The organism is Streptomyces sp. WZ.A104 (genome assembly GCF_002382885.1).
GTDB lineage: Bacteria > Actinomycetota > Actinomycetes > Streptomycetales > Streptomycetaceae > Streptomyces.
On the sequence record NZ_NWVL01000043.1, the window covers coordinates 25,014 to 51,036 of the forward strand.

The following is a 26,023-nucleotide window of genomic DNA, read 5'->3' on the forward strand; positions in this document are numbered from 1 at the left end:
TCCGTAGCGCTCAGGCGCGGTAGATCGACTCCACCTCGTCCGCGAAGTCCTTCGCCACCACGTTCCGCTTCAGCTTCAGCGACGGCGTGATGTGGCCCGCCTCCTCGGTGAACTGGGCCGGCAGGATACGGAACTTGCGCACCGACTCAGCCTTGGAGACCGCCGCGTTCCCGTCGTCCACCGCCCGCTGCACCTCGGCCAGCAGCTCCGGGTCCTCGCGCAGCGAGAGCGCCGTCGAACCCGCCGGCTTGCCGTGCTCCTCGGCCCAGCGGCCCAGGAACTCCTCGTCCAGGGTGACCAGCGCGCCGACGAACGGGCGGCCGTCGCCGACGACCATGCACTCGGCGATCAGCGCGTGGGCGCGGATGCGGTCCTCGATCACCGCCGGGGCGACGTTCTTGCCGCCCGCCGTGACGATGATCTCCTTCTTGCGGCCGGTGATCGCGAGGTAGCCGTCCTCGTCCAGCGTGCCGACGTCACCGGTGTGGAACCAGCCGTCCGCCAGCGCCTCGACGGACGCCGACTCGTTCTTCCAGTAGCCGGTGAACAGGTGCTCGCCGTGCAGCAGCACCTCGCCGTCGTCCGCGATCCGCACCACCGAACCGGGCAGCGGCTGGCCGACCGTGCCGATCTTCTGCCGGTCCCACGGGTTGAAGGCGGTCGCCGCACAGCTCTCGGTCAGGCCGTAGCCCTCCAGGACCGTGAAGCCGATGCCCCGGTAGAAGTGGCCGAGCCGCTCGCCCAGCGGGGCGCCGCCGGAGATCGCGTGCTCGCCCCGGCCGCCGAGCACCGCGCGCAGCTTCCCGTAGACCAGCTTGTCGAACAGCTTGTGCTTGAGCCTCAGCCCCAGCGAAGGCCCCTGCGGGGTGCTCAGCGCCCGGCTGTAGGCGATCGCCGTGTCGGCGGCCCGGTCGAAGATCTTGCCCTTGCCGTCCGCCTGCGCCTTGGCGCGGGCCGCGTTGTAGACCTTCTCGAAGACCCGGGGCACACCCAGGATCAGCGTCGGCCGGAACGAGGCCAGTTCTTCTGTGAGGTTCTTGATGTCGGGTACGCAGCCGAGCTTGATCGGCGCCATCACCGAGGCCACCTCGACCAGCCGGCCGAACACATGGGCGGCGGGCAGGAACAGCAGCACCGAGCAGTCGCCCGTACGGAACAGCGGCTTCAGCCGCTCCACCACGTTGCCGCACTCCGCGAAGAAGCTGCGGTGCGTCAGCACACAGCCCTTGGGGCGGCCAGTGGTGCCCGAGGTGTAGACGATGGTCGCCGGGTCGTCCGCCTTGGCGCTGACCATCCGCAGGTCCACGGTCTCGTCCGAGACCTCGGCCCCGGCCTTGACCAGCGCCTCCACCGCGCCCGCGTCGATCTGCCGGACCTGCGTCAGCTCCGGCAGCGAATCCCGCACGGAGGCCACGGCCGCCGCGTGCGCGTCACTCTCCACGAGCACCGCCACCGCCCCGGAGTCACCGAGGATCCACTGCAACTGCTCGGCGGAGCTGGTCTCGTACACCGGCACGGTCACCGCGCCGGCGCTCCAGATCGCGAAGTCCAGCAGCACCCACTCGTAGCGGGTGCGCGACATCAGGGCGACCCGGTCGCCGGGCTGCACGCCCGAGGCGATCAGCCCTTTGGCGGCGGCTCGCACCTCGGCCAGGAACTGGGTGGCGCTGACGTCCGTCCAGACACCGGCCACCTTGCGGCTCATCACCGCGACTTCGGGATGCTGAGCGGCGTTGCGGCGGATGAGATCCGTCAGATTGCCGTCCGTCGGGACCTCGTACAGGGCCGGAAGGCTGAACTCGCGCAAGACTGCTGCTCCTCATCGGGCTCCGGTGCCACGGCTCTGTGTGACGCACCGGCTGCGGTCCAAGAGTGGCGGGTGCTCAGTGGGGTGAGCACGACTGGACTGCCCGGACGTTACCCACCAGTACTCGGTTCCGGATAGGGGGTTCCGGCCAGATGTCTTATGCATCACACATATAAATGGCCCTTTCGCGCACAGTAGTCCACTGCTGTGACGACTTGGAAGTAACCGCAGGTCCGGAACGGTCTACCCAGCGTTGGAAGGGGCGCTCTAGGGTGATCCCATGCGAGGCAGCGAACCGGACAGTCGGGGCCGGACCGGGGGGTCGACCCGGATCCATGTGATCAGCGATGTGCACGGCAACACCGAGGCCCTGGCCCGCGCCGGGGACGGCGCCGACGCCCTGATCTGCCTCGGTGACCTGGTGCTCTTCCTCGACTACGCCGACCACTCGCGCGGCATCTTCCCCGATCTGTTCGGCAGGGAGAACGCCGACCGCATCGTCGCGCTGCGCACCGCCCGCCGCTACGAGGAGGCCCGCGCCTTCGGCCGCGAGCTGTGGGCGGGCCGCGACCGCAACACCGAGATCCTCGGCGCCGTACGACGGCAGTACGCCGAACTCTTCGCGGCCTTCCCCACTCCGACGTACGCCACCTACGGCAACGTCGACGTCCCCGACCTCTGGCCCGAGTACGCCCGCCCGGGCACGACCGTGCTGGACGGGGAGCGGGTGGAGATAGGCGGCCGCGTCTTCGGCTTCGTCGGCGGTGGCCTGAAGACCCCGATGAACACCCCGTACGAGATCAGCGACGAGGAGTACGCCGCCAAGGTAGAGGCGCTCGGCCCGGTCGACGTCCTCTGCTCGCACATCCCGCCCGAGGTCCCCGAGCTGACGTACGACACCGTCGCCCGCCGCTTCGAACGCGGCAGCCGCGCCCTGCTGGAGGCGATCCGCACCACCCGCCCCCGGTACGCGCTTTTCGGCCACGTTCACCAGCCGTTGGTCCGTCGGATGCGGATCGGGACCACCGAGTGCGTCAACGTCGGCCACTTCGCCTCGACCGGAACGCCCTGGGCGCTGAGCTGGTGAGTGCGGGCAGCCGGGCCGTGGACCGGGGCGCCCCGGGCACGCGATAGCCTGCACAGCGGCAGGCTTCTGCCGAACGCGACCGGTTACACCGCACTGGAGGGCCACGGCGATGGCTGAACACACCAGCTCGAACATCACGATCGAGGCGGCACCGGCCGACGTCATGGGCGTGATCGCCGACTTCGCCCGCTACCCGGAGTGGACCGGCGAGGTGAAGGAGGCCGAGGTCCTCTCCACCGACGACCAGGGCCGCGCCGAACAGGTCCGCCTCGTCCTGGACGCCGGAGCGATCAAGGACGACCACGTCCTCTCCTACACCTGGACCGGCGAGAACGAGGTCAGCTGGACCCTCGTCAAGTCCCAGATGCTGCGCTCCCTGGACGGTACGTACGCCCTCGCCCCGCTCGGCGGCGGCGAGCGCACCGAGGTCACCTACAAGCTCGCCGTCGACGTCAAGATCCCGCTGCTCGGCATGATCAAGCGCAAGGCCGAGAAGGTCATCATCGACCGTGCCCTCGCCGGTCTGAAGAAGCGCGTCGAGTCCGTCCCGCAGGCCTGAGAGCCGTGCGTACGGTCCTGGTCACCGGCCCCGGCGGCGCGGGCCGCACCACCGTCGCCGCGGCGAGCGCGCTGGCCGCGGCCGAGGGCGGCAGCCGCACCCTCCTGATCTCCGCCGAGGCCATACCCGGCTTCCCCGACGGCACGGCGCCCACCGAGGTCACCGAGGGGCTCGACCACGCCCGGATCGACTCCGGCGAGCACTTCCGCGCCGAACTCACCGAACTCCAGAAGCGCGCCTCCGGTGTCCTGGACCTGCTCGGCGCGGGACGGCTGGAGGGCGAGGAGATCACCGAACTCCCCGGCTCCCCGCAGCTCGCGCTGCTGCACACCCTGCACCGCGCCGCCGTGGGCGACTGGTCCGCCCGTGGCTACGACACCCTCGTCGTCGACCTCCCGCCGCTGCCCGACGCCCTCGCCCTGCTCGCCCTCCCCGGGCAGCTGCGCCGCTATCTGCGCCGGCTGCTGCCCGCCGAACGCCAGGCCGCCCGCGCCCTGCGCCCGGTCCTCGCCCAGCTCGCCGGGGTCCCCATGCCCGCCCAGTGGCTGTACGAGGCCGCCGCCCGCAAGGACACCGAGCTGGCCGCCGTACAGGCCCTGATCGAGGACGACGCCACCACGCTCCGTCTGGTCGCCGAACCGGGCCCCACCGCCGAGGACACCCTGCGCGCCGCCCGCGCCGGGCTCGCCCTGCACGGGCTGCGCGCCGACCTGCTCGTCGCCTCCCGCGTACTGCCCCGGCACTCCTGCGACCCGTTCTTCGCCGGGCTCGCCGCCCAGCAGGAGAAGTGCCTGGACCACTGGCACCAGGAATGGGCCCCGGACGTTCCCGTGCACGAGGCCGCCCACCAGGGACGCGAGCTCCAGGGCCCGGCGGACCTGGCCGAGCTGGAGGTCCCCGCCCCGGACGCCCGCCCGGCGGGCCGGGCCGAGGACCCCTGGTGGATCGAGGAGGCGCCGGACGCCGAGGGCGGCACGGCGACCCTCACCTGGTGCCTGCCGCTGCCCGGCGCCGCCAAGGAGGACCTGCGCCTGGTCCGCCGGGGCGACGAACTCCTCCTGACCGTCGGCCCGTTCCACCGCATCGCGCGGCTCGCCTCCGCGCTGCGCCGGTGCACCGTCTCCGGCGCGGCCCTGACCGGCGGGGTGCTGCGGGTCCGGTTCACGCCGGACCCGGAGCTGTGGCCCCGCACCTCCTGAACGCGGTGCGGCCGTTCGGGTAACGTCGGTAGTACGTGAACCGCAGGCCGACCGTCGGCCGCCCGCGTCGCAGGAGCCCGCCATGAGTGAAGCCACCGATCGTCCCGTCGACGGCGACGCGTGGGCCGATGCCTGCGCCGAGGACCTCGCAGCGGAGAAGGCCCGCCGCCGCGCCCAGTACGGCCCGCAGCCCGGCTCCGCCGCCGAGGAGCTGCGCAAGCTGGCCGACGCCGTCGCCGACAAGGTCTCCTCGCTCCAGACCCCGCTGCTCGGCTCCGCCGCCCAGGGCGCGGTGCAGCAGGCCATCCGGCAGGCGAAGTCCGCCGTCGAGCCGGTCATCGAGCGCAACCCGGAGCTCTTCGACCACCTCGCCGCCGCGGGCAACGAGCTGCTGGCCGCCTACCGCTCCGCCGTCGAGGGCCAGGAGAGCCGCTGGACGCGCACCACCGAGGGCGCGTCCGGCACCACGAGCCCCTCGAAGAAGGCCGCCGAGGACCCGTCCGACCCGCGCGACGAGGGCCCTTCCGGCACCGAACGCATCGACCTGGACTGACCCGCTCCGGCCGGTCCGGGCCCCTGCCTCGGGTACGGTTGCCCCTAGCGGGGCTCGACCGAAACTGAGGGATTCATGGGACTCACCATCGGCGTCGATATCGGCGGCACGAAGATCGCGGCTGGAGTGGTCGACGAAGAGGGCCGGATCCTCTCGACGTTCAAGGTGGCGACCCCGCCGACGGCCGAAGGCATCGTCGACGCGATCAGCGCGGCGGTCGCCGGCGCGAGCGAGGGCCACGAGGTGGAGGCCGTCGGGATCGGCGCCGCCGGATATGTCGACGACAAGCGCGCCACCGTCCTGTTCGCACCGAACATCAACTGGCGTCACGAACCGCTCAAGGACAAGGTCGAACAGCGCGTCGGCCTGCCCGTCGTCGTCGAGAACGACGCCAACGCCGCCGCCTGGGGCGAATACCGCTTCGGTGCGGGCCAGGGCCACGACGACGTCATCTGCATCACGCTCGGCACCGGCCTCGGCGGCGGCATCATCATCGGCAACAAGCTGCGCCGCGGGCGCTTCGGCGTGGCCGCCGAGTTCGGCCACATCCGGGTCGTCCCGGACGGCCTGCTCTGCGGCTGCGGCAGCCAGGGCTGCTGGGAGCAGTACGCCTCCGGCCGCGCCCTCGTGCGGTACGCGAAGCAGCGCGCCAACGCCACCCCCGAGAACGCCGCCATACTGCTCGGCCTCGGCGACGGCACGGTGGAGGGCATCGAGGGCAAGCACATCAGCGAGGCCGCCCGGCAGGGCGACCCGGTGGCCATCGACTCCTTCCGCGAGCTGGCCCGCTGGGCCGGCTCCGGACTGGCCGACCTCGCCTCGCTGTTCGACCCGTCCGCGTTCATCGTCGGCGGCGGCGTCTCCGACGAGGGCGAGCTGGTCCTCGACCCGATCCGCAAGTCGTTCCGGCGCTGGCTGATCGGCGGCGAGTGGCGCCCGCACGCGCAGGTGCTCGCCGCCCAACTCGGCGGCAAGGCAGGGCTCGTGGGCGCCGCCGACCTGGCCCGCCAGGGCTGAGCGCACCCGCACCGCGGGACCGTACGACGCATCAGGCGCCCGTCGCCGCCCTCCGGGGCCCGGCGGGCGCCCGTCGTATCGTGGCCCGCATGGTCCTGACGCCGCTGCCCGACTCCCGTACCGAGCTGGACGGTTCAGCCGTCATCAGAGTGCTGAGCTACAACGTGCGCTCGATGCACGACGACACCGCGGCCCTGGCCCGGGTCATCCGCGCCTGCGCCCCCGACCTCGTCCTCGTCCAGGAGGCCCCGCGCTTCTTCCGCTGGCGCAAGGCCGCGGCGCGGCTGGCGAAGAGCAGCGGCCTCGTGGTCCTCAGCGGCGGGGCGACCGCCGCCGGGCCGCTGCTGCTGTGCTCGCTGCGGGCGGCCGTCGAGCGCACCGAGGACGTCCTGCTGCCGCTCACCCCCGGCCTGCACCGCAGAGGCTTCGCCACCGCTGTGGTGAGGATCGCCGGGACCCGGCTCGGCGTGCTGAGCTGCCATCTGAGCCTCCAGCGCGACGAACGCCTCGCCCAGGCGGACCTGCTCCTGGAGCGGCTGGCGTCGATGGGCGTGGAGCACGCCGTGGCGGGCGGCGACCTCAATGACGTACCGACCGGGAAGGCGTTCAGGCGTCTGGCCGGGCGGCTTCAGGACTGCCGGGCCGTGGCGCCCTGGGGCGAGGAGCTGACCTTCCCTCCGGACCACCCGCGCAAGCGCATCGACGCGGTGTTCGCGACACCGGGCATCGAGGTGCTCGGCTGCGGCGTCCCGGCCGGGCTGCCCGGGGTGAACACGGCAGACCTGAGGGCGGCCACCGACCATCTGCCGGTCCTGGCCGCGCTCAGACTGCCCGCGGGTGACGCTCACACCACCGCGCCGCGCCCCGGATCGCCGTAGGTGTCGTCATCGTCATCGTGCGGCATCCGGGCCACCAGGGTGGCGAAGCCGCCGAGGAATCCGCCGATGCAGAGCGTGGTGAGCCACCACGTCATCTCCCACTGGAGCAGCACCGCCACCAGCATCAGCACCGGCCCGCCGATCACCGCGAGCCAGGCGAACTTCGCCGTGACGTCCGCCTCCGGCAACGGCGGCGGCTCCGGGGGCACGAAGTGGCCCTCGTCGCCGTCATCCGGCTCGTCGATGCCGTCGTCCTTGGACTCGGGCAGTTCGTAATCGCGGGGACCGGCCACGCCGGGCGCGAAGACGACGGAGCTGCCGAGAGGCTTCTTCTCCGGAGGCTTGGGGGGCGTCTTGCCGGACCCCTTGTCCGCCGGGTTCCCGGCCGGCCCGTCCTGCGGGCCCACCGCGTTGCGCTGGTCGTCCTCCAGCAGGGCCAGGTCCTCCACCGACTTGAACGGCTTGGCGCCCGGCGGGTCCGGCGGCTCCTCCCCGTACCCCGCGACGATCGCGGCCCAGGCCGCGTCCTCGTCGATCGCCCGCTCCTGCTCAGCCCCCTCCGCCGCCGGCGGCTTCTTCCCCTCCGGGACGGCCGCGGGCTCCGTGGGGCGCGGTTCACGCTCCTCGTCGCCGCCTGGGCGTTCCGCGTCGTGCTCAGCCACCGGACGTGCTCCCCTTCTTCCCGACGCTCGGTGCGAGACGGCCGATGAACCGGTAGCTCTCATCGAAGATCCGCTCCGCATCATGGTCCAACGTCGCGACGTGGTAGCTCTGTTCCAACAGGATCTCCGTGACGTCCGTGGAGGAGATCCGGCTCAGGATGCGGGCGCTGTCCGCGGGCGGCACGACATGGTCCTGCGGGCTGTGCAGCAGCACCACCGGCTGCGTCACCTGGGGCAGCTCGCCGTCGACCAGCCGGAAGAACTGCCGCAGCGAGTGGGCGGCGTGCAGCGGCACCTTGTCGTACCCCACCTCGTGGGCGCCCGGGAGCGCGATGTCGTCGGCCACGCCCTTCGTCGTGCGCACCAGATGGCGGGCGACCGGCAGCGCGTACGCCGAGAGGCCGTGCACCTTGTTGGCCGGGTTGACCAGCACCAGACCGCTGATCGCGTCCCCGTGCTTGGCCGCGAGCCGCAGACTCAGCGCGCCGCCCATGGAGAGCCCGAAGACGAAGACCTGCTCGCACCGCTCGCGCAGGGCCCGCAGCTCCCGGTCCACCTCCGCGTACCAGTCCTGCCAGCCGGTGACCGCCATGTCCTCCCAGCGGGTCCCGTGGCCGGGCAGCAACGGCAGCGAGACGGTCAGCCCGCGCGCGGCGAGGTGGTCGGCCCAGGGACGCAGCGACTGCGGCGATCCGGTGAAGCCATGACAGAGGAGGACGCCGACCTCTCCGCCCTCGTGGCGGAACGGCTCGGCTCCAGGGAGGACCGGCACCAGGGTCTCCTGTTCGTGGGACGGGGCGGGGGGCGTACGCGCACCTGGGGGAGTGCTTGACGGATGACTTCACCGTACGCGACCGGACCGACACCGACCAGGGCCGTCACGGCCTCGCGGATGCCCCGGGTTAAGGTCTGACCGACAGCACACAGGAGGCACAGCAGTTGATCTACGGCGCAATGAAGTTCTCCATCGGCGGGTCCCTGAAGCTCGCCTTCCGGCCGTGGGTGGAGGGCCTGGAGAACATCCCCGAGCGGGGGCCGGCGATTCTCGCGAGCAACCACCTGTCGTTCTCCGACTCGTTCTTCCTCCCGGCCGTGCTGGACCGCAAGGTCACGTTCATCGCCAAGGCCGAGTACTTCACCGCACCCGGGGTGAAGGGCAGGCTCACCGCCGCCTTCTTCAAGGGCGTGGGCCAGCTCCCCGTCGACCGCTCCGGAGCCCGCGGCGCCGGTGAGGCCGCGATCAAGGCGGGCATCCAGGTCGTCGAGAGCGGCGGCCTCTTCGGTATCTACCCCGAAGGCACCCGCTCGCCCGACGGCCGCCTCTACCGGGGCAAGCCCGGCGGTCTCGCCCGCGTGGCCCTGGCCACCGGCGCCCCCGTCATCCCGGTCGCGATGATCGACACCGAGAAGATCCAGCCGCCCGGCCAGGTGGTGCCCAGGCTGATGCGCCCCGGCATCCGGATCGGCAAGCCGCTGGACTTCAGCCGCTACCAGGGCATGGACGGCGACCGCTTCATCCTGCGCTCGGTGACCGACGAGGTCATGTACGAGATCATGAAGCTCTCCGGTCAGGAGTACGTGGACATCTACGCCACCGCCGCCAAGCGCCAGATCGCCGACGAGGCGAAGGCGAAGGCCGAGGAGGCCAAGCGCGACCGGAAGCAGGCCGCCGCGCGCGACGAGAACGGAACGGAACGGTCCGGCGCCTGACCGCGTCGTTCACCGTCCGGGGGGTGGGCCATGGCCAAGCGTGAACGGGTCGTACGGATGTCGGTGGAGCTGCCGCTGTGGCGTGCGCTGACGGGCTACCGCGTCCTGACGATGATCTACGCGGTACTGCTCGCGATCTTCGGGAAGGACGACTTCGGCCGGCAGAGGTTCGAGCGGCCCTGGGTGGCCGTCGCCTATCTGGCGTTCCTCTTCGTCTGGACGCTCGCCACACTGCCGAAGGTCCGCTCGGCGGCGAGCTGCACCAAACGCTTCCTCGGCGCGGACCTGGTCGTCGCGCTGACCGGCATCCTGCTCACCCCGCTCGCCGACTTCGACTCCCAGTCGTTCGACGGCCCGACGCTGCCGTCGATCTGGACGGCCGGCTCGGTCCTCGCCTTCGCGATCAAGGGCGGCTGGCGGTGGGCGGCCTTCGCCTCCACCTTCGTCGCCGTCGCCAACATCATCCAGCGCGGCGAGCCCAGCCGGGACACCTACCACAACGTCCTGCTGGTGTGGGTCGCCTCCATCGCCATCGGGTACGTCGTCGAGGTCGCCCGGGCCAGTGAACGCACCCTGGCCCGCGCCCTGGAGATCGAGGCGGCGACCCGCGAACGCGAACGCCTGGCCCGCGACATCCACGACAGCGTGCTCCAGGTCCTCGCCATGGTGCAGCGCCGGGGCACCGCGCTGGGCGGCGAGGCGGCCGAGCTGGGCCGGATGGCGGGCGAGCAGGAGGTCGCCCTGCGCACCCTGGTCTCCAGCGGCCTGGTCCCGCCGACCCGGGTCTCCGAGGACGCCGCCGAGGGGGCCGTGGTCCGTACGGTCGACGAGGGGGAAGGGCCCGGCGGCGACGCCACCTGCGATCTGCGGGCCCTCCTCGCCCCGCACGCGGGCGCCCGCACCAGCTTCGCGGAGCCGGGCACTCCGGTGCTGCTGCCCGCCGCGGCCGCCCGTGAGCTGGCCGCCGCCGTCAGCGCCGCCCTGGACAATGTCCGGGTGCACGCGGGGGCGGCCGCGCAGGCGTGGATCCTGGTCGAGGACGAGCCGGACGAGGTGATCGTCACCGTCCGGGACGACGGCCCCGGCATTCCGGAGGGGCGGCTCGCCCAGGCGGAGGGGGAGGGACGGCTCGGCGTCGCGCTGTCCATCCGCGGCCGGCTGCGCGATCTGGGCGGCACGGCAGAGCTGATCTCGGTACCCGGACAGGGCACCGAGGTCGAGTTGAAGGTTCCCAAAGCACCGAGGGTTTCCCGGGGGAAGGCAGGATCGGCCCGATGAGCACGCAGCACACACTCAAGGACGAACAGCGAGGAGCCCCCGACCGGCCCATCAGGGTCATGGTCGTCGACGACCACCCGATGTGGCGCGACGCGGTCGCCCGCGATCTGACCGAGTCCGGTTTCGAGGTCGTGGCGACCGCCGGGGACGGCCCGGGGGCGGTCCGCCGGGCCGGGGCGGCCCAGCCGGACGTCCTGGTCCTCGACCTGAACCTCCCCGGTATGCCCGGCGTCCAGGTCTGCAAGGAGCTCGTCGGCTCGCACCCGGGCCTGCGCGTCCTGGTCCTCTCCGCGAGCGGCGAGCACGCCGACGTCCTGGAGGCGGTGAAGTCCGGCGCCACCGGCTATCTCCTGAAGTCCGCCTCCACCCAGGAGCTGACCGACGCCGTCCGCTCCACCGCCGTCGGCGACCCGGTCTTCACCCCGGGCCTGGCCGGACTCGTCCTCGGCGAATACCGCAGGCTCGCCTCCGACCCCGCACCCGCCGCGCCGGACGAGCCCAGGGCCCCGCAGCTCACCGACCGGGAGACCGAGGTGCTGCGGCTGGTCGCCAAGGGACTCTCGTACAAGCAGATCGCCGAACGCCTGGTCATCTCGCACCGCACCGTGCAGAACCACGTGCAGAACACCCTGGGCAAGCTCCAGCTGCACAACCGGGTGGAGCTCGTGCGGTACGCGATCGAGCGCGGCCTCGACGACGTCTGACCGGGCCGTTCGACCCGGGCGGGTCCGGGGGCAGGGCCGTATATTCGCGATATCCGCGCATGTCCGGCCCTGCCCTGTGTACCGCCCCAGATCGGGAGAACCCGTGGAAATCCTTGCCTTCGGTGTGCAGTCCGACGAGAAGCCCCTGATCGAGAAGGCCTTCGCGGGGCTGCACGAGGTCCGCTGTCTGGACGTCTTCCTGAATCAGGACACCGCCCCGATCGCGGCGGGCTACGAGGTCATCTCCACCAGCGTCAACGCCGACCTCGGCAGCAAGGTGCTCCAGACGCTCGCCGCGGGCGGCACGCAGATGATCGCCCAGCGCTCCACCGGCTTCAACAACATCGACCTGGACGTCGCCGAACGCCTCGGCCTGCGCGTCGCCCGCGTCTCGCACTACTCGCCGTACTCCGTCGCCGAATTCGCCTGGACCCTGGCCATGGCCGTGAACCGGCGCATCATCCGGGCCGCGAGCCGCACCCGGGACTTCGACTTCCGCCTCGACGGGCTCCTGGGCCGGGACATGCGCGGCCGGACCGTCGGCGTGCTCGGCACCGGCAGGATCGGTGAGGCGTTCACCCGGATCGCCCACGGCTTCGGCATGAAACTGCTCGGCTGGGACGTCGTGGAGAACCCGGCCTGTATCGAGCTGGGCATGGAGTACGTCGACAAGGAGCGGCTGCTCGCGGAGGCCGACCTGGTCAGCCTGCACGTCCCGCTGCTGCCCACCACCCACCACATCATCGACGCGGCCGCCCTCAAGGCGATGAAGGACGACGCGATCCTCGTCAACTCCAGCCGCGGCGGCCTCATCGACACCGCCGCCCTGGTCACCGAAGTGCGCGCCGGGCGATTCCTCGGCGTCGGACTCGACGTGTACGAGGCGGAGGCCGGGCTGTTCTTCCTCGACAAGTCCCTGGAGGGCATCGACGACGACACCCTGGCCAGGCTGGTGACCTTCCCCAACGTCATCGTCACCTCCCACCAGGCGTACTACACCGAGGACGCGGTGGGCCAGATCATCGACGCGACCGTTCAGAACGTCACCGACCACCTGGCCCGCCGCCACAGCGAGAACGTCCTCGTACCGAGGAACGCATAGGCTCAGCGCGGCACGGGCAGCCCCGCCAGCAGCTCCGTCACGATCACCGAGCCCCGCACGGTCAGCACCGATTCCGGGTGGAACTGCACCGAGGCGAAGCCCGGCCCGCGCAGCGCGTGCAGCTCACCGCTCTCCTCGTCCCGGCTCACCTCGATGCCGTGCGCGGCCAGCTCGGCGGCGGCCGGGCCGTCGCACCGCCCGGTGAAGCTGTTGTAGAAGCCCACCGTCTCCGGCCGCCCGAACAGCTCGATCCGGGTCTGCGCCCCCTGGTACGGCACCGCCTTGCGCACGATCGGCAACCCCAGCTCGGCCGCGATCAGCTCATGCCCGAGGCAGACCCCCAGCAGCCTGTGCCGGTGGTCCCGCACCAGCTCGGCGGTGATCTCGCGCAGCAGCCGCATCTTCGGGTCGGTGAGGTCGCCCGGGTTCCCGGGGCCGGGGCCGAGCACGACCGGCCCCGGGTGCGCCCGGACCACCTCGCGCAGCCCCGGCTCGTCGTACCGCCGCACCGACACATCGAGCCCCGAAGCCCGCAGCAGATGGGCCAGCATCGCGGTGAACGTGTCCTCGCCGTCGACCACCAGAGCGTGCCCGGCCAGATCCCGGGTGCGCTCCTGCATCCGCAGCCAGAACGGGGCCAGCGAGCCGCGCCGGTCGTCCAGTGCCGCCTGCACCCGGGGGTCGGACGCCAGCCGCGGACGGTCCGCCTCCGCCTCGGGCCGCCCCGGCCGCACCCCCAGCGCGGCCAGCACCCCGGCGGCCTTGGCATGGGTCTCGGCCACCTCGCTCTCCGGGTCCGAGTGCCGTACGAGCGTGGCGCCGACGGGCACCTTCAGCGAGCCGTCCGCAGCGATGTCGGCGGTACGGATCAGGATCGGCGAGTCCAGGGTCTGCGCCCCGTTCGCATCCCGTCCCAGCAGGGCCAGCGCGCCCGCGTAGTAGCCGCGGCCCCCGGACTCGTACCGCTCGATCACCCGGCAGGCGTTCTGCACCGGCGAGCCGGTGACGGTGGCGGCGAACATCGTCTCGCGCAGGACCTCGCGCACATCCAGCGAGGACCGGCCGCGCAGCTCGTACTCGGTGTGCGCGAGGTGCGCCATCTCCTTCAGCCGGGGCCCGACCACCACCCCGCCCATGTCGCCCACCGTGCACATCATCTTCAGCTCCTCATCGACCACCATGGACAGCTCCTCGCTCTCCTTGCGGTCCCCGAGGAACGTCAGCAGGTCCTCGGGGGTGGGCCCCTCGGCCGGGTAGCGGTAGGTCCCGCTGATCGGGTTCATCACGACCGTCCCGCCGGACATCCGTACGTGTACCTCCGGGCTGGCCCCCACCAGCGTCCGCCCACCCGTCGGCCTCCGCCCCGAAGCGGAGGTCCCTTCGGCACCGCTGCCTCCTGTGTGCACGACGAACGTCCAGTACGCGCCCCGCTCACCCGCCAGCAGCCGCCGGAACAGCGCCAGGGCGTCCCTCCGCCCGAACCCCGGGATCTCGCCCCGGAACGTCCGCCGGATCACGAAGTTCGCGCCCTCGCCCTGTCCGATCTCGTCCCGGATCACCCGCCGGACGATGTCCGCGTACACGTCGTCCGCCACATCGAAGCCGCGGTCCTCCACCGTCACGTCATGGGCGGGCAGCGCCGCCAGCACCTCCGCGAGCTCCAGCTCGTGCGTCTCCTCGGCCACCAGCACGCTCAGCGGCGTCCCGTCGTCGCGCACGTCGAAACCGCGCTCGGCGATCTGCCGGAACGGCACCAGGGCGAGCGCCGGCGACGCGCCCACCGGCAGATCGGCCAGCCGGTCCACCTGCCGCACTTCGCCGATCAGCAGTTCGACGTGATCGTGGTCACGGCCGGGCGTACGCCGGCGCAGCAGGGCGAACGGCGGGGCGTCGTCGGCCAGTAGCCGACGGAGGAGTTCGGAGGCGGGGCGGGGCGCGTTCTGGGGCATGGGAGCAGGTTCCTTCCGGACGGAGGAACGGCCGCTCCGCAACGCGGAAAAGGCCGCCCCTCGGGCGGCCTTCGCGAAGTGTCAGCGCGATGAATCAGCGGGCCGCCGGATGAGCGGTCCACCACCAGTTCTGAATCGAGATCCGGATCTGTCGCGTCGACATGAACCGAACCCTAGCGGACGTCACGGGGACATCACAGAGTGCGAGGTTCACGTCTCATCTGCTGAGCGTTCGAATGGAGGGGCTCCGCGACCCCGTAATGTTGTGTCCGTGACCGTGAACGCCAATACCTCCGCCGCCGGTGGCAACACCTGGCGAGACCTTCCCGCGGCGCAGCAGCCCGAGTACCCCGACTCCGAGGCGCTGCGCGATGTACTCGCGGACCTCGCGTCGTATCCGCCGCTCGTCTTCGCGGGCGAGTGTGACCAGCTGCGCGCCCGCATGGGAGCCGTCGCCAAGGGCGAGGCGTTCCTGCTGCAGGGCGGCGACTGCGCCGAGGCCTTCGACGCCGTGTCCGCCGAGCACATCCGGGCCAAGCTGAAGACGCTGCTCCAGATGAGTGCCGTCCTGACCTACGCCGCCTCCGTACCCGTCGTGAAGGTCGGCCGGATCGCGGGCCAGTACTCCAAGCCCCGCTCCAAGTCGACCGAGACCCGCGACGGCGTGACCCTGCCGACCTACCGCGGCGACTCGGTGAACGGCTTCGCCTTCACCGAGGAGGCCCGGGTCCCGGACCCTCAGCGGCTGAAGCAGATGTACCACGCATCCGCCTCCACGCTGAACCTGGTCCGCGCCTTCACCACCGGCGGTTACGCCGACCTGCGCCAGGTCCACGCCTGGAACCAGGACTTCGTGAAGTCGTCGCCCTCCGGCCAGCGCTACGAGGCCCTGGCCCGCGAGATCGACAACGCGCTGAACTTCATGAAGGCGTGCGGCACCGACCCGGCCGAGTTCAAGGCGGTCGAGTTCTACGCCTCGCACGAGGGGCTGCTGCTGGACTACGAGTCGGCCCTGACCCGTACGGACTCGCGCACCGGCGAGCTGTACGACACCTCTGGACACATGGTCTGGATCGGTGAGCGCACCCGCCAGATGGACGGCGCGCACATCGAGTTCGCCTCGAAGATCCGCAACCCGATCGGCATCAAGCTCGGCCCGACGACCACCGTCGACGAGGCGCTCGGCTACGTCGACCGCCTCGACCCCGAGCGCGAGCCGGGCCGGCTGACCTTCATCGTCCGGATGGGCGCCGACAAGGTCCGCGACAAGCTCCCCGAGCTGGTGGAGAAGGTCACCGCCTCCGGCGCCACCGTGGCGTGGGTGACGGACCCGATGCACGGCAACACCTTCGAGGCCGCCTCCGGCCACAAGACGCGCCGCTTCGACGACGTCCTGGACGAGGTCAAGGGCTTCTTCGAGGTCCACAAGAGCCTCGGCACCCACCCGGGCGGCATCCACGTGGAGCTGACCGGCGACGACGTCACCGAGTGCGTGGGCGGCGGCCACGAGATCTTCGTGGACGACCTGCACCAGCGCTACGAGACGGCCTGCGACCCCCGGCTCAACCGCAGCCAGTCCCTCGACCTGGCCTTCCTCGTCGCCGAGATGTACCGCGACCAGTAGAAGTCCTCGCTGGACGCACCTGTGGGGCACGGATCGATGTGATCCGTGCCCCACAGGCCGTTCCAGGACTTTTACGCCACTTGAGGGACGGGTAAGGTTAGGTTAGCCTCACCGAAAGAGACCCGGGGCGGCGCCAGTGACCGACCCGCAGGGAGGTGAACCGCATGTACGTCTGCTCCTGCTTCGGCATCACGGAGGCGCAGGTCAAGAAGCATGCGGACGCCGGTGCCTGCACCCCCCGCCAGATCGCCTCGGCCTGCAAGGCCGGTACGGACTGCGGTGGCTGTGTGCGCCGTATCCAGGCCCTGCTGGGGCGCGGCGACTGCCCGCGCCGCGAGCTGCTCGACCAGCGGCAGGAGCCCGCGGCCGCCTCCGCGGCCCACCCGGTCCTCTCCGACGCGGCCTGAGCGTTCAGCTCTCCGGCTGCTCGATCAGCTGGGCGATGTAGAGCGGCTCACCGAGCTTCTCGACCAGCTCCAGCTGAGTGTCGAGGTAGTCGATGTGGTGCTCCTCGTCCTCAAGGATCGACTCGAAGATGTTCGCGGACGTGATGTCGCCCTTGCCGCGCATCACCTCGATACCGCGCTTGAGGCGGTCGATCGCCTCCACCTCGACCTGGCGGTCCGCCTGGAACATCTCGGTGACCGTCTGGCCCACCCGGACGTGGAACAGCCGCTGGTAGTTGGGCAGTCCGTCCAGGAACAGAATCCGGTCGGTGAGGATCTCGGCGTGCTTCATCTCGTCGAAGGACTCGGCCCGGGTGTATTTGGCGAGCTTCGTCCAACCGAAGTTGTCCTGCATCTTGGCGTGCAGGAAGTACTGGTTGATCGCAGTCAGTTCGGCGGTCAGCTGCTCATTGAGAAACTCAAGGACCTCGGGGTCGCCCTGCATGGCAAAGGCTCCTTCCAACCGGTGATCGATCTGGCAAGTTGGCCAGATCCTCGCACCGCGCTCAGCGGCCGTCCAGTAAGTGCACGCTTAGTACGAGTTGCCCGGATGCGGGTCCGCCCTGGTCATGACCACCCCTGGCTGTCTGTCACCATGGAGGCATGGGTCAGCCGGAAAGCCGGGAATACCGCGAATCAGAGCAGTCCGAGCTTCCGCCGGGACAGCGACTGCAACGCGGATGGCCGGTCACCCATTACGGGCCCGTTCCCAAGTTCAAGCCCGACCGCTGGGAGTTCAGGGTCTTCGGGGCCACCGCCGACGGTGACAAGCACTGCTGGAACCACCAGGACTTCTCGGCGCTGCCGTTCTCCTCGGTGGTCGCCGATCTCCACTGCGTGACGAAGTTCAGCATGATCGGCGCCGAATGGGGCGGGGTCCTCGCCCGTACGGTGCTCGACCTGGCACCGCCCGCACCCGATGTCACCCATGTGATGGTGTGGGCCGAGTACGGCTTCTCCTCGAACCTTCGCCTGGCCGACTTCGCCTCGGAGCGCGCCCTCTTCGCCACCCACAAGGACGGCGAACTGCTGACCGCGGAGCACGGCTTCCCGCTGCGCCTGGTCGTCCCCCACCTGTACGCCTGGAAGGGCCCGAAGTGGGTCCGGGGCATCGAGTACATGACGGCGGACCGGCGCGGGTTCTGGGAGGAGCGGGGCTACCACAACATCGGCGACCCCTGGCGCGAGCAGCGCTATTCGTATCAGGAGGAGCCCGGGGACGGCCCCGAGTTCTGACGGGCCTAGCTCCGACGGGTCTCGCGAAGGGCCTTCAGCCGGGCCACGTCCGCCGCGTGCCCCTCCTTGCCGCCGGGCGTCTCGATGATCAGCGGTACGCCCTCGGTCGCCGGGTGCGTGAACAGCTCCCCGAAGGGCTCCGCCCCGATATGACCGGCGCCGATGTTCTCGTGCCGGTCCTTGTGGGCGCCCACCACGTCCTTGGAGTCATTGGCGTGGATCAGCTTCAGCCGGCCCTCCCCGACCGTGTCCACCAGCAGATCCAGCGTCTGCCGCATCCCTGAGGGGCCGGTCAGATCGTGCCCGGCGGCGTAGATGTGGCAGGTGTCCAGGCAGATCCCCAGCTTCGGGTGGGAGTCCAGTGCCTCGAAGTACGGCCCGAAGTCCCAGGTCCGCGAGCAGAGCGAGGACCCCTGCCCGGCGGTCGACTCCAGCAGCAGATCCGGATCGTCCTCGTGCGTCAGCTCGTCCAGCAGCGGCCGCAGGCGGGTCCGCACCTGGGCCAGCGCCTCGGCGCGCGGCCGCCCGCCGGTCGCCGACCCCGTGTGCACCACCACGCCCAGCGCACCGATCTCCCGGGCCCGGCGCAGTGAGTGGCGCAGGGACTCCACGGACTTCTCGACCGTCGCCTCGGTGTGCGAACCGAAGTTGATCAGATACGGGGCATGGACGTACGCCGGTATCGAGGCCGCCGCGCACTCGGCGCGGAACAGCTCGTCCTGGGCCGGGTTCCCGGCGGGCGTCGCCCAGCCGCGCGGGTTGGCCACGAAGACCTGCACGGTCTCCGCCGCCAGCTCACCGGCGTACTCCAGGCCGACCTTGGCGAGACCGCCCGCCACCGGTACATGGCCGCCCACAGGGTTACGCATGTCGTCCTACAGCCCCTTGGTCCTGATCGTGATGGTGGAGCCCTCGGGGGCCTGTTCGCCGCCCTCCACGGACTGGCGCGCGACCGTGTCGCTGAAGGAGAGGAACGGCCGGTCGACCTTCACCTCGAAGCCCGCCTCCTCCAGGGTGCTCCGCGCCTCGTCGACGTTCCGTCCGGTGACGTCCGGGACGTCCAGCATCCGGGGCCCCTTGGAGACGGTCAGCTGGATCGTGTCGCCCTCGGCGGCCTCGGCGCCCCTGCCCGGGGACTGCTCGGCGATGTCGCCGGCGGCCTCGGAGGAGTGGACCCGGCCGGGCAGCACCTCGGCCTTGAGCCCCTCGGCCTCCAGCTCGGCGGTGGCGTCCTCGACCGGGAGCCCGGTGACGTCCGGGACGTCGACGGGGCTGCCCTTGCTGACGACGAGGGCCACCGCCGTATCGGGGCGGCGGTCGGTGCCCGCGCGCGGGTCCGTGCGGATCACCTCGCCCCTGGCGACGTCCTCGCTGAACTCCCTGGTCGCCATGCCGGGGATCAGGCCCACCTTCTTCAGGGAACGCCGCGCGTCCGCGAGGGAGCTGCCCACCACATCGGGCACCCGCACGATCTCCGGGCCGCGCGAGACGACCAGCCGCACCGAGCCGTTGCCCCGGATCCGCTCGCCCGACGCGGGGTCGCTGCTGACGACCGAGCCCCGCTCGACCGTGTCGCTGAAGACCCGGTCCACGCCCTTGAGCCCGAGCCCGGAGTCCGCGAGCCGCTGCTCGGCGGTCTTCTGGGTCTGGCCGAGCAGCGAGGGGACCTGGGTGAACTGCCCGGAGTTGATGTACCAGACGCCCGCACCGACGCCCAGGGTCAGCAGCACGGCGGTGAGCACGGCGATCAGCTTGCGGTGCGGCCCGCCGAAGGGGCCGCGCCGACCCGTCCCGCGCCGCTGTGCGGGACCCGGCGGTGGCGCCTCCAGACGGCTCGTGCGGTGCACTCCGTCGCCGGCGCTGTTGCCCGTGCCGTCGCCGCTCGCCGGTAGAGCCCGGGGGATCACGCTCGTACGGTCGTCCGCCCCGTCGTGCGCCTCCGACAGCGCCTGCGGCGGCAGGGCGTCCAGCTCGGCGTCGGTCAGCGCGGCCCGGGCCTCCCGGGCCTCGGCCAGCAGCAGCACCGCGTCGTGCGGGCGCACCTCGGGATTGCGTGCGGTCGCGCTCGCCACCAGGCTGTCCAGCGCCACGGGGAGCCCCGGCACGACGGCGGACGGGGCCGGGACATCGGCGTTGAGGTGCTGGTAGATCACCTGGGCGGCGTTCTCGCCGGTGTGCGGCTTGGTGCCGGTCAGCATCTCGTACAGCACGACCCCGCAGGCGTACACATCACTGCGGGTGTCGGCCGAGCCGTGCTCGATCTGTTCGGGGGCCAGATACGACACCGTGCCCAGCAGCGAACCGGTGGTGTCCGTGGCCGTGCCGACCGCCCTGACCAGGCCGAAGTCGGCGACCTTGACCCGGCCGTCGTCCCCTATCAGGACGTTCTCCGGCTTCATGTCCCGGTGTACGAACCCCGCCCGGTGCGCTGCGCCCAGCGCGGCGAGGACCGGCTCCAGGATGTCCAGGGCCGCCCGGGGCTTCAGGGCGCCCCGCTCGCGCAGCACATCGCGCAGGGTGCAGCCCGCGACGTACTCCATCGCGAGGTAGACGTACGCGCCCTGGGCGCCCTGGTCGAAGACCGCGACCACATTGGGGTGTGCGAGGCGGGCCACCGACTTGGCCTCACGGATGAAGCGCTCGACGAACGAGACGTCGGTGGCGAGCGCCGGGTGCATCACCTTGAGGGCGAGCACCCGGTCCAGGCGGGTGTCCACGGCCCGGTAGACCGTGGCCATCCCGCCGACGGCGATGCGCGCCTCGATGCGATACCGGCCGTCGAGCAGCTGCCCTACGAGAGGGTCCTGGAGGGTCGTGTCCACCCGGAGAGTCTACGAGCCGCCGCTGACACTCCGGACGGTCCGGGGCACTCCCGGAGCGGTTCTGCAGCCGATCCGTGACCGGGACACGACCCCAGGTGGGGAGCGGGCGACGGCCTCAGAACGCCGGGCGCTCCGGATCGAGCACGGCCCGCCCTTCCGCGGGTGACGAGGCCTCGGCGAAGTGGCGGCGCGGAATCCGGCCCGCCCGGTACGCGAGCCGCCCGCCCTCCACCGCGTGCCGCATCGCGCCCGCCATCAGCTCCGGCTCCTGGGCCCGGGTCACCGCCGAGGCGAGCATCACAGCGGCGCACCCCAGCTCCATGGCCTGTGCCGCGTCCGAGGCGGTCCCGGCCCCCGCGTCGAGGATCACCGGCACCCCGGCCCGCTCGACGATCAGCTCGAAGTTGTGCGGGTTGCGGATGCCGAGCCCGGAGCCGATGGGGGAGCCGAGCGGCATGATCGCCGCGCACCCCACGTCCTCCAGTTTCCGGGCGAGGACCGGGTCGTCGTTGGTGTAGGGCAGCACGGTGAACCCGTCGTCGACCAGGATCTCCGCCGCGTCCAGCAGCTCGATCGGGTCGGGCAGCAGGGTCCGCTCGTCGGCCACCACCTCCAGCTTCACCCAGTTCGTGCCGAGCGCCTCCCGGGCCAGCCGGGCGGTCAGCACGGCCTCGCCCGCGGTGAAGCAGCCCGCGGTGTTCGGCAGGACCCGGATGGAGAGCCGCTCCAGCACCGAGAGGACCGAGCCCTGCACGGTCGGGTCGAGCCGGCGCATCGCGACCGTGGTCAGCTCGGTCCCGGACGCGATCAGCGAGCGCTCCAGGACCTCCAGGCTGGGCGCCCCGCCGGTGCCCATGATGAGCCGGGAGCCGAAGGTGGCCGGTCCCAGCGTGAAGACGTCGTCGGACACGGTCAGCCTCCCTGTACGGCGGTGAGCACTTCGACGCGGTCGCCCTCGCCGAGCGTGGTGGCGGCCCACTGGCTGCGCGGGACGACGCTCTCGTTGACAGCGGCGGCGACCCCCGAGCGGGCCGGGGTGAGGGTGGCCACGAGGGCGTCCAGAACCGTCCCTGCGGGAACGGCACGCGCCGCGCCGTTGACGGAGACGGAGACGGTGGCGGCGGGTTCCGGTGCGGTGGGCTGCTGGGTCATACGGGCTGCTCCTGGAGTACGGGGGCGGCGGCGGGCGCGAAGCGGGAGGGGGCGAAGGGGCGGGCCACCTCGGGCAGCTCGCCGGTGGTCAGGGCGTCGGCCAGCGCCTCACCGGTGACGGGTGTCAGCAGGACCCCGTTGCGGTGGTGGCCGGTGGCGAGCAGGAGGCCGGGCAGGGCGGTCGGGCCGAGCAGCGGTGCGTTGTCGGGCGATGCGGGGCGCAGACCGGCCCGGGTCTCGGTGAGCGGCAGTTCGGTGATGCCGGGCACCAGCTCGTGGGCGTCGCGCAGCAGCTCGTACACCCCGCCCGCGGTCACCGTGGTGTCCCAGCCCATCTCCTCGCTGGTGGCGCCGACGACCAGCTCGCCGTTCTCGCGCGGCACGAGATAGAGGTGGCCGCCGCGGACCACGGCGCGCACGGTGCGGCTGAGGAAGGGGGCGTACGCCGGGGGCACGGTGAGCCGGAGGACCTGGCCCTTGACCGGGCGGACCGGCGGCACGAGCTCCGGCGGGAGCCCCGCGAGCCGGCCGCTGAGGCTGCCCGCGGCGAGCACGACCTGGTCGGCCGCGAACTCCGTACCGTCGCCGAGCAGCGCTCCGGCGGCCCGGCCCCCGGCCACCGTGAGCCGCTCGGCGGCCGCCCTGCGGAAGCCGACCCCGGCCCGCTCGCACGCGGTCAGCAGCGCCGCGGCGAGGCGGCGGGGGTCCACCTGGTGGTCGCCGTCGACCCGCAGCCCGCCCCGGACGCCCGGGGCCAGCATCGGCTCCAGACGGCGGCACTCGCGGCCGCTCAGCCAGACCGACTCCAGGCCCGAACGTTCCTGGAGGGCGTGCAGTTCGCGCAGATGCGCGCGGTCGTCGGCGTCCAGCGCGACCGCGAGGGTGCCGCAGGCGCGGAAGCCGGTGTCCCGGCCGCTCGCTTCCTCCAGCTCCGCCACGAACGCCGGATAGCGGGCGGCGGAGGCGAGGTTGAGCCCGAGCAGCGTCTCCTCGCCGTAGTGCAGTTCGGTGACGGCGGCCAGCATGCCCGCCGCGACCAGGGCGGCGCCGCCGCCCGGACCGGGATCGGCCACCGTGACCCGCAGACCGCGCTGGGCGGCCCGCCAGGCGGTGACCAGGCCGATGATTCCGCCCCCGATGACGAGGACGTCGGATCCGTCGGATCCGGAGGTCTTCCCCGAGACGCGCATGGGTGTCCAGCCCCTCCCTTCGCCGGCATGACCCGGATCAGGTTCGTACGGTCGGAGGCCGTCCAGCCTCCCTCTCAGCCCGGTGCGTCCGGGCTCCCGCGAGTGTTCTACCTTGGCCACCCTAAACCCACCCGCCCACGGCCAGTAAGGCCGCCAGTAAGGGAGCAGCCACCGTGGCCCGTTCGCTCGACGGACTCGTCCTCTCGCCCGTGGCCGACCAGGCCCCGGGCCAGGTGGGTACTCGTACCCGCTTCACCTACCACGAGCGGGACGGCCGGATCTGGGCCGAGTACGCGGGCGGCGACGTGGTCCGCGGCCATCTCGTCGGCACCCGGGACGGGGACGCGCTCGACTTCCGCTACGTCCAGCTCAAGCGGGACGGAACGACATCCTCCGGCCACTGCGTCTCCACCGTCGTCGACCTCGCGGACGGCAGGGTGCGGCTGGAGGAGCGCTGGGAATGGGAGTCCCAGGAGGGCAGCGGAACGAGCGTGGTGGAGGAAGTCGCTATCTGACGGTACGTCAGATGAATAGACTGGTACGTGTGAGCGAGCAGACGGAACACCACGCGACGCGACAGCGGACCCGGCACGTCGTGGTCGTCGGAGCGGGCATGGCGGGGGTGCAGAGCGCCGTGGCCCTGCGGGAGGCGGGCTTCACCGGAGCCGTCACCCTGATCGGCGCCGAGCCCCACCAGCCCTACGACCGCCCGCCCCTGTCCAAGGCTGTCCTGCTCGGCAAGGCCGAGGACTCCGCCTTCGACGTGGATTTCGAGGCCCTGGACATCACCCTGCGCCTCGGTCTTGACGTCACGGCCCTGCGCGCCGCCGACCACATCCTGGACACCGTCGAGGGGCCCGTCCGCTACGACGTCCTGGTCCTCGCGACCGGCGCGGAGCCCATCACCCTGCCCGGCTCCGAAGGCGTGCCCGGCGTCCATCTCCTGCGCACCCTGGACGACGCCGCCCGGCTGCGGCCCGTCCTGGACCGGCAGCACGACGTGGTCGTCGTCGGCGCGGGCTGGATCGGTGCGGAGTTCGCCACCGCCGCCCGCGCCGCGGGCTGCTCGGTCACCGTCGTCGAGGCCGCCGCCCGCCCGCTCGCGGGCGCCCTGCCCGCCGAGGTGGCCGCGCCCATGGCCGACTGGTACGCGGCGAGCGGCGCCGAACTCCTCACCGGCGCCCGGGTCGACCGCGTCGAGGAGGGGGCCGTGGTCCTCGCGGACGGCCGGTCCCTGCCCGCCGGGGCCGTGGTCGTCGGCATCGGCGCCCGCCCCGCCACGGGCTGGCTCGCCGGGTCCGGGGTCGCGCTCGGCCCGGACGGCTCGGTCACCGCCGACAGCGCGCTGCGCACCTCGCTGCCCGATGTGTACGCGGTCGGCGACTGCGCCTCCTTCCCCTCCGCCCGCTACGGGGCACGCCTGCTGGTCCACCACTGGGACAACGCCCTCCAGGGCCCGCGCACCGTGGCCGCCGCGATCCTGGCCGCCGAGAACGGCGAGCCGATGCCCGTCTACGACCCCGTCCCGTACTTCTGGTCCGAGCAGTTCGGCCGTTTCGTGCAGTACGCGGGCCACCACGCGCACGCCGACACCCTGCTGTGGCGCGGGGACGGGGCCGAGGCCGCCTGGTCGGTGTGCTGGCTGCGCGACGGCGCACTGGTCGCCGTGCTCGCCGTGAGCCGCCCGCGCGACCTCGCCCAGGGCCGCAAGCTCATCGAATCGGGGGCCGTCCTCGACCCGGAGCGGGCCGCCGACCCCGCCGTACCACTCAAGTCCGCTGCCCTGTGACGACCGGGGCCCCTCGTGCCCGACCCCCGTACGGTCGGACCCGGCTACCGACTGTCAGTCCCAGGTGGCACGCTTGTCCCTGTGACCGAGATTGACGCAAAGACCGATGCTCTCGTCCCCGCCTGGCTCCACCTCCCCGACATCGCGGAAATGCTCGATGTCGAGGTGACGCGTGTACGGCAGCTGGTCAAGGAAGGCCAGCTCATCGCCGTACGCCGTGGTGAGAACCGGACGCTTCAGGTGCCCGCCGCCTTCATCGACGGCGACAAGGTGGTCAAGGGCCTGACCGGCACCCTGACCCTCCTGAGGGACGACGGCTTCTCCGACGAAGAGATGCTGGAGTGGCTCTTCACCCCCGACCCGACCCTGCCCGGCACCCCCGCGCAGGCCCTGAGCGAGAATCGCGGTACGGAGGTGAAGCGCCGCGCCCAGGCGCTCGCCGTCTGACCGACACGACAGAGAGTGGTGTGCGGGCCGCCGGGCGCGGCCCGCACACCGCCACGACCACGGGGGAGCCACACCATGCCCACGCCTCGCGAGCAGCTGTCCGACGCCCGGCTCTACCTGTGCACGGACGCCCGCAAGCGGCAGGGGGACCTCCCCGCCTTCCTGGATGCCGTGCTGACCGCCGGTGTCGACATCGTCCAGCTCCGGGACAAGGGCATGGAGGCCGCCGAGGAGTTGGAGCACCTCGCGGTGTTCGCCGACGCCTGCCGTCGGCACGGCAAGCTGCTCGCGGTGAACGACCGCGCGGACGTGGCCCACGCCATCGGCGCGGATGTCCTGCACCTCGGCCAGGGCGACCTTCCGGTCCCCGCGGCCCGCGCGATCATCGGCACGGACCGGGTGATCGGCCGCTCCACGCACGCCGAGTCCGAGGTCGACGCCGCCGTCGCCCAGGACGGCGTGGACTACTTCTGCACCGGCCCCTGCTGGCCCACCCCCACCAAGCCCGGCCGGTACGCCCCCGGCCTCGACCTCGTGCGCTACGCCGCGTCGCTCGACCAGCCGCGCCCCTGGTTCGCCATCGGCGGGATCGACGCGGACAACCTGGACCAGGTGCTGGACGCCGGGGCTCGCCGGATCGTCGTCGTCCGGGCGATCACCGAGGCCGACGACCCGGCCACCGCCACCGCCGGTCTGGCGAAGCGGATCAGGGCCCGCGCGCACTGAAGTCCCCTCACCTCCGTCGAGGGAATCTCGGGGCGATTGTCCGAGGAGTGGACAACAGTCCGGCAAAACAAGACAAAGTCCCCTGC

28 protein-coding genes and 1 riboswitch are annotated in these 26,023 nt (G+C 71.9%); of the genes, 17 read left to right on the plus strand and 11 right to left on the minus strand.

The annotated features are described in order from the left end of the window. Positions 1-10: 10 nt before the first annotated feature. On the minus strand, positions 11-1,807 hold the full coding sequence (locus CIB93_RS22480; protein WP_096629295.1) for a long-chain fatty acid--CoA ligase: 1,797 nt from the start codon (positions 1,805-1,807) through the stop codon (positions 11-13). A 280-nt stretch (positions 1,808-2,087) separates the two neighbouring features. Here CIB93_RS22480 and CIB93_RS22485 point away from each other — a divergent pair, with 280 nt between their 5' ends. The 6 genes from CIB93_RS22485 to CIB93_RS22510 all read left to right on the plus strand — a co-directional run bounded on the left by CIB93_RS22485 (position 2,088) and on the right by CIB93_RS22510 (position 7,100). Next, entirely contained in the window at positions 2,088-2,894 is an 807-nt protein-coding gene (locus CIB93_RS22485) for a metallophosphoesterase (RefSeq protein WP_096629297.1), read from the plus strand. A gap of 109 nt (positions 2,895-3,003) precedes the next feature. Continuing rightward, entirely contained in the window at positions 3,004-3,453 is a 450-nt protein-coding gene (locus CIB93_RS22490; RefSeq protein ID WP_096629298.1) for an SRPBCC family protein, read from the plus strand. Positions 3,454-3,458: 5 nt separating this feature from the next. Beyond that, entirely contained in the window at positions 3,459-4,652 is a 1,194-nt protein-coding gene (locus CIB93_RS22495; RefSeq protein ID WP_096629300.1) for an ArsA-related P-loop ATPase, read from the plus strand. 82 nt (positions 4,653-4,734) lie between these two features. Continuing rightward, positions 4,735-5,205 carry a DUF5304 domain-containing protein gene (locus CIB93_RS22500; RefSeq protein ID WP_096629301.1) on the plus strand — a complete coding sequence of 157 codons (471 nt, stop codon included), beginning with the start codon at positions 4,735-4,737 and terminating at the stop codon, positions 5,203-5,205. A gap of 75 nt (positions 5,206-5,280) precedes the next feature. After that, on the plus strand, positions 5,281-6,222 hold the full coding sequence (locus CIB93_RS22505; protein ID WP_096629303.1) for an ROK family glucokinase: 942 nt from the start codon (positions 5,281-5,283) through the stop codon (positions 6,220-6,222). An 89-nt stretch (positions 6,223-6,311) separates the two neighbouring features. Further along, the gene (locus tag CIB93_RS22510; protein WP_096629304.1) at positions 6,312-7,100 is read left to right on the plus strand and encodes an endonuclease/exonuclease/phosphatase family protein; all 789 of its coding nucleotides are present in this window, start codon (positions 6,312-6,314) and stop codon (positions 7,098-7,100) included. On the opposite strand, the gene CIB93_RS22515 is transcribed toward CIB93_RS22510, so the two are convergent. Both CIB93_RS22515 and CIB93_RS22520 read right to left on the minus strand, forming a co-directional pair. Further along, positions 7,067-7,762 carry a hypothetical protein gene (locus CIB93_RS22515; RefSeq protein ID WP_096629306.1) on the minus strand — a complete coding sequence of 232 codons (696 nt, stop codon included), beginning with the start codon at positions 7,760-7,762 and terminating at the stop codon, positions 7,067-7,069. The two genes, CIB93_RS22510 and CIB93_RS22515, sit on opposite strands and share 34 nt — an antisense overlap. Then, the gene (locus CIB93_RS22520) at positions 7,755-8,534 is read right to left on the minus strand and encodes a carboxylesterase (protein WP_096629307.1); all 780 of its coding nucleotides are present in this window, start codon (positions 8,532-8,534) and stop codon (positions 7,755-7,757) included. Before CIB93_RS22520 ends, CIB93_RS22515 begins: the two co-directional genes overlap by 8 nt. 167 nt (positions 8,535-8,701) lie before the next feature. On the opposite strand from CIB93_RS22520, the gene CIB93_RS22525 reads away from it, so the two are divergent. The 4 genes from CIB93_RS22525 (at position 8,702) to CIB93_RS22540 (ending at position 12,556) form a co-directional block, all read left to right on the plus strand. Continuing rightward, complete coding sequence (locus CIB93_RS22525) at positions 8,702-9,472, plus strand: 1-acyl-sn-glycerol-3-phosphate acyltransferase (RefSeq protein ID WP_096629309.1); 771 nt, start codon at positions 8,702-8,704, stop codon at positions 9,470-9,472. A gap of 30 nt (positions 9,473-9,502) precedes the next feature. Next, positions 9,503-10,750 (plus strand): MacS family sensor histidine kinase, encoded by a 1,248-nt coding sequence (gene macS, locus CIB93_RS22530; RefSeq protein WP_096629310.1) that lies wholly within the window; start codon positions 9,503-9,505, stop codon positions 10,748-10,750. After that, on the plus strand, positions 10,747-11,454 hold the full coding sequence (locus CIB93_RS22535; RefSeq protein ID WP_096629312.1) for a response regulator transcription factor: 708 nt from the start codon (positions 10,747-10,749) through the stop codon (positions 11,452-11,454). The genes macS and CIB93_RS22535 overlap by 4 nt, the downstream gene beginning before the upstream one ends. Positions 11,455-11,557: 103 nt before the next feature. Further along, complete coding sequence (locus tag CIB93_RS22540; protein ID WP_096629313.1) at positions 11,558-12,556, plus strand: 2-hydroxyacid dehydrogenase; 999 nt, start codon at positions 11,558-11,560, stop codon at positions 12,554-12,556. Between the two features lie 2 nt (positions 12,557-12,558). Here the strand turns inward: CIB93_RS22540 and CIB93_RS22545 are convergent, their stop codons facing one another. Then, entirely contained in the window at positions 12,559-14,505 is a 1,947-nt protein-coding gene (locus CIB93_RS22545) for an anthranilate synthase family protein (protein WP_096629315.1), read from the minus strand. A gap of 94 nt (positions 14,506-14,599) precedes the next feature. Beyond that, a complete protein-coding gene (locus tag CIB93_RS39660; protein ID WP_107403777.1) occupies positions 14,600-14,668 on the minus strand; it encodes a trp operon leader peptide in 69 nt (22 codons plus the stop codon). 114 nt (positions 14,669-14,782) lie between these two features. Here CIB93_RS39660 and CIB93_RS22550 point away from each other — a divergent pair, with 114 nt between their 5' ends. Both CIB93_RS22550 and CIB93_RS22555 read left to right on the plus strand, forming a co-directional pair. After that, complete coding sequence (locus CIB93_RS22550) at positions 14,783-16,129, plus strand: class II 3-deoxy-7-phosphoheptulonate synthase (protein ID WP_179500206.1); 1,347 nt, start codon at positions 14,783-14,785, stop codon at positions 16,127-16,129. Between the two features lie 164 nt (positions 16,130-16,293). After that, on the plus strand, positions 16,294-16,536 hold the full coding sequence (locus CIB93_RS22555; protein WP_096629317.1) for a bacterioferritin-associated ferredoxin: 243 nt from the start codon (positions 16,294-16,296) through the stop codon (positions 16,534-16,536). 4 nt (positions 16,537-16,540) lie between these two features. Here the strand turns inward: CIB93_RS22555 and bfr are convergent, their stop codons facing one another. Then, the gene (gene bfr, locus CIB93_RS22560) at positions 16,541-17,020 is read right to left on the minus strand and encodes a bacterioferritin (RefSeq protein WP_007451289.1); all 480 of its coding nucleotides are present in this window, start codon (positions 17,018-17,020) and stop codon (positions 16,541-16,543) included. A gap of 158 nt (positions 17,021-17,178) precedes the next feature. Here bfr and CIB93_RS22565 point away from each other — a divergent pair, with 158 nt between their 5' ends. Then, a complete protein-coding gene (locus CIB93_RS22565) occupies positions 17,179-17,811 on the plus strand; it encodes a sulfite oxidase-like oxidoreductase (protein WP_096629318.1) in 633 nt (210 codons plus the stop codon). Positions 17,812-17,816: 5 nt separating this feature from the next. Here CIB93_RS22565 and CIB93_RS22570 read toward each other — a convergent pair whose 3' ends face one another. The 5 genes from CIB93_RS22570 to thiO form a co-directional block, all read right to left on the minus strand. Next, positions 17,817-18,680, minus strand: coding sequence for a deoxyribonuclease IV (locus tag CIB93_RS22570; RefSeq protein ID WP_096629320.1), 864 nt, complete (start codon positions 18,678-18,680; stop codon positions 17,817-17,819). A gap of 6 nt (positions 18,681-18,686) precedes the next feature. After that, positions 18,687-20,633: a Stk1 family PASTA domain-containing Ser/Thr kinase gene (pknB, locus tag CIB93_RS22575; RefSeq protein ID WP_096629321.1), complete on the minus strand. Its 1,947-nt coding sequence runs from the start codon at positions 20,631-20,633 to the stop codon at positions 18,687-18,689. A 115-nt stretch (positions 20,634-20,748) separates the two neighbouring features. Next, complete coding sequence (locus CIB93_RS22580) at positions 20,749-21,543, minus strand: thiazole synthase (protein WP_096629323.1); 795 nt, start codon at positions 21,541-21,543, stop codon at positions 20,749-20,751. 2 nt (positions 21,544-21,545) lie between these two features. Continuing rightward, positions 21,546-21,785: a sulfur carrier protein ThiS gene (gene thiS / locus CIB93_RS22585; protein WP_096629324.1), complete on the minus strand. Its 240-nt coding sequence runs from the start codon at positions 21,783-21,785 to the stop codon at positions 21,546-21,548. After that, positions 21,782-22,975, minus strand: a complete 1,194-nt coding sequence (gene thiO, locus CIB93_RS22590; RefSeq protein WP_096629326.1) for a glycine oxidase ThiO — start codon at positions 22,973-22,975, stop codon at positions 21,782-21,784. The genes thiS and thiO overlap by 4 nt, the downstream gene beginning before the upstream one ends. Next, positions 22,973-23,085, minus strand: a riboswitch (TPP riboswitch). It overlaps the preceding gene by 3 nt. 63 nt (positions 23,086-23,148) lie before the next feature. On the opposite strand from thiO, the gene CIB93_RS22595 reads away from it, so the two are divergent. The 4 genes from CIB93_RS22595 (at position 23,149) to thiE (ending at position 25,937) form a co-directional block, all read left to right on the plus strand. Continuing rightward, the gene (locus tag CIB93_RS22595; protein ID WP_096629328.1) at positions 23,149-23,490 is read left to right on the plus strand and encodes a hypothetical protein; all 342 of its coding nucleotides are present in this window, start codon (positions 23,149-23,151) and stop codon (positions 23,488-23,490) included. A gap of 29 nt (positions 23,491-23,519) precedes the next feature. Further along, a complete protein-coding gene (locus CIB93_RS22600; protein ID WP_096629329.1) occupies positions 23,520-24,764 on the plus strand; it encodes an NAD(P)/FAD-dependent oxidoreductase in 1,245 nt (414 codons plus the stop codon). Positions 24,765-24,845: 81 nt separating this feature from the next. Next, complete coding sequence (locus CIB93_RS22605) at positions 24,846-25,211, plus strand: Rv2175c family DNA-binding protein (RefSeq protein WP_096629331.1); 366 nt, start codon at positions 24,846-24,848, stop codon at positions 25,209-25,211. A gap of 75 nt (positions 25,212-25,286) precedes the next feature. Next, positions 25,287-25,937 carry a thiamine phosphate synthase gene (gene thiE / locus CIB93_RS22610; protein ID WP_096629332.1) on the plus strand — a complete coding sequence of 217 codons (651 nt, stop codon included), beginning with the start codon at positions 25,287-25,289 and terminating at the stop codon, positions 25,935-25,937. The last annotated feature ends 86 nt before the right edge of the window (positions 25,938-26,023 follow it).

Bases quoted from the DNA above. Each gene is read 5' to 3' on its own strand.
- CIB93_RS22535 (WP_096629312.1), top strand. From the start codon at position 10,747: ATGAGCACGCAGCACACACTCAAGGACGAACAGCGAGGAGCCCCCGAC.
- bfr (WP_007451289.1), bottom strand. From the start codon at position 17,020: ATGCAGGGCGACCCCGAGGTCCTTGAGTTTCTCAATGAGCAGCTGACC.
- CIB93_RS22545 (WP_096629315.1), bottom strand. From the start codon at position 14,505: ATGCCCCAGAACGCGCCCCGCCCCGCCTCCGAACTCCTCCGTCGGCTA.
- macS (WP_096629310.1), top strand. From the start codon at position 9,503: ATGGCCAAGCGTGAACGGGTCGTACGGATGTCGGTGGAGCTGCCGCTG.
- thiE (WP_096629332.1), top strand. From the start codon at position 25,287: ATGCCCACGCCTCGCGAGCAGCTGTCCGACGCCCGGCTCTACCTGTGC.
- CIB93_RS22570 (WP_096629320.1), bottom strand. From the start codon at position 18,680: ATGCGTAACCCTGTGGGCGGCCATGTACCGGTGGCGGGCGGTCTCGCC.
- CIB93_RS22505 (WP_096629303.1), top strand. From the start codon at position 5,281: ATGGGACTCACCATCGGCGTCGATATCGGCGGCACGAAGATCGCGGCT.
- CIB93_RS22500 (WP_096629301.1), top strand. From the start codon at position 4,735: ATGAGTGAAGCCACCGATCGTCCCGTCGACGGCGACGCGTGGGCCGAT.
- CIB93_RS22555 (WP_096629317.1), top strand. From the start codon at position 16,294: ATGTACGTCTGCTCCTGCTTCGGCATCACGGAGGCGCAGGTCAAGAAG.
- CIB93_RS22565 (WP_096629318.1), top strand. From the start codon at position 17,179: ATGGGTCAGCCGGAAAGCCGGGAATACCGCGAATCAGAGCAGTCCGAG.
- thiS (WP_096629324.1), bottom strand. From the start codon at position 21,785: ATGACCCAGCAGCCCACCGCACCGGAACCCGCCGCCACCGTCTCCGTC.
- CIB93_RS22510 (WP_096629304.1), top strand. From the start codon at position 6,312: ATGGTCCTGACGCCGCTGCCCGACTCCCGTACCGAGCTGGACGGTTCA.
- CIB93_RS22485 (WP_096629297.1), top strand. From the start codon at position 2,088: ATGCGAGGCAGCGAACCGGACAGTCGGGGCCGGACCGGGGGGTCGACC.
- CIB93_RS22490 (WP_096629298.1), top strand. From the start codon at position 3,004: ATGGCTGAACACACCAGCTCGAACATCACGATCGAGGCGGCACCGGCC.
- thiO (WP_096629326.1), bottom strand. From the start codon at position 22,975: ATGCGCGTCTCGGGGAAGACCTCCGGATCCGACGGATCCGACGTCCTC.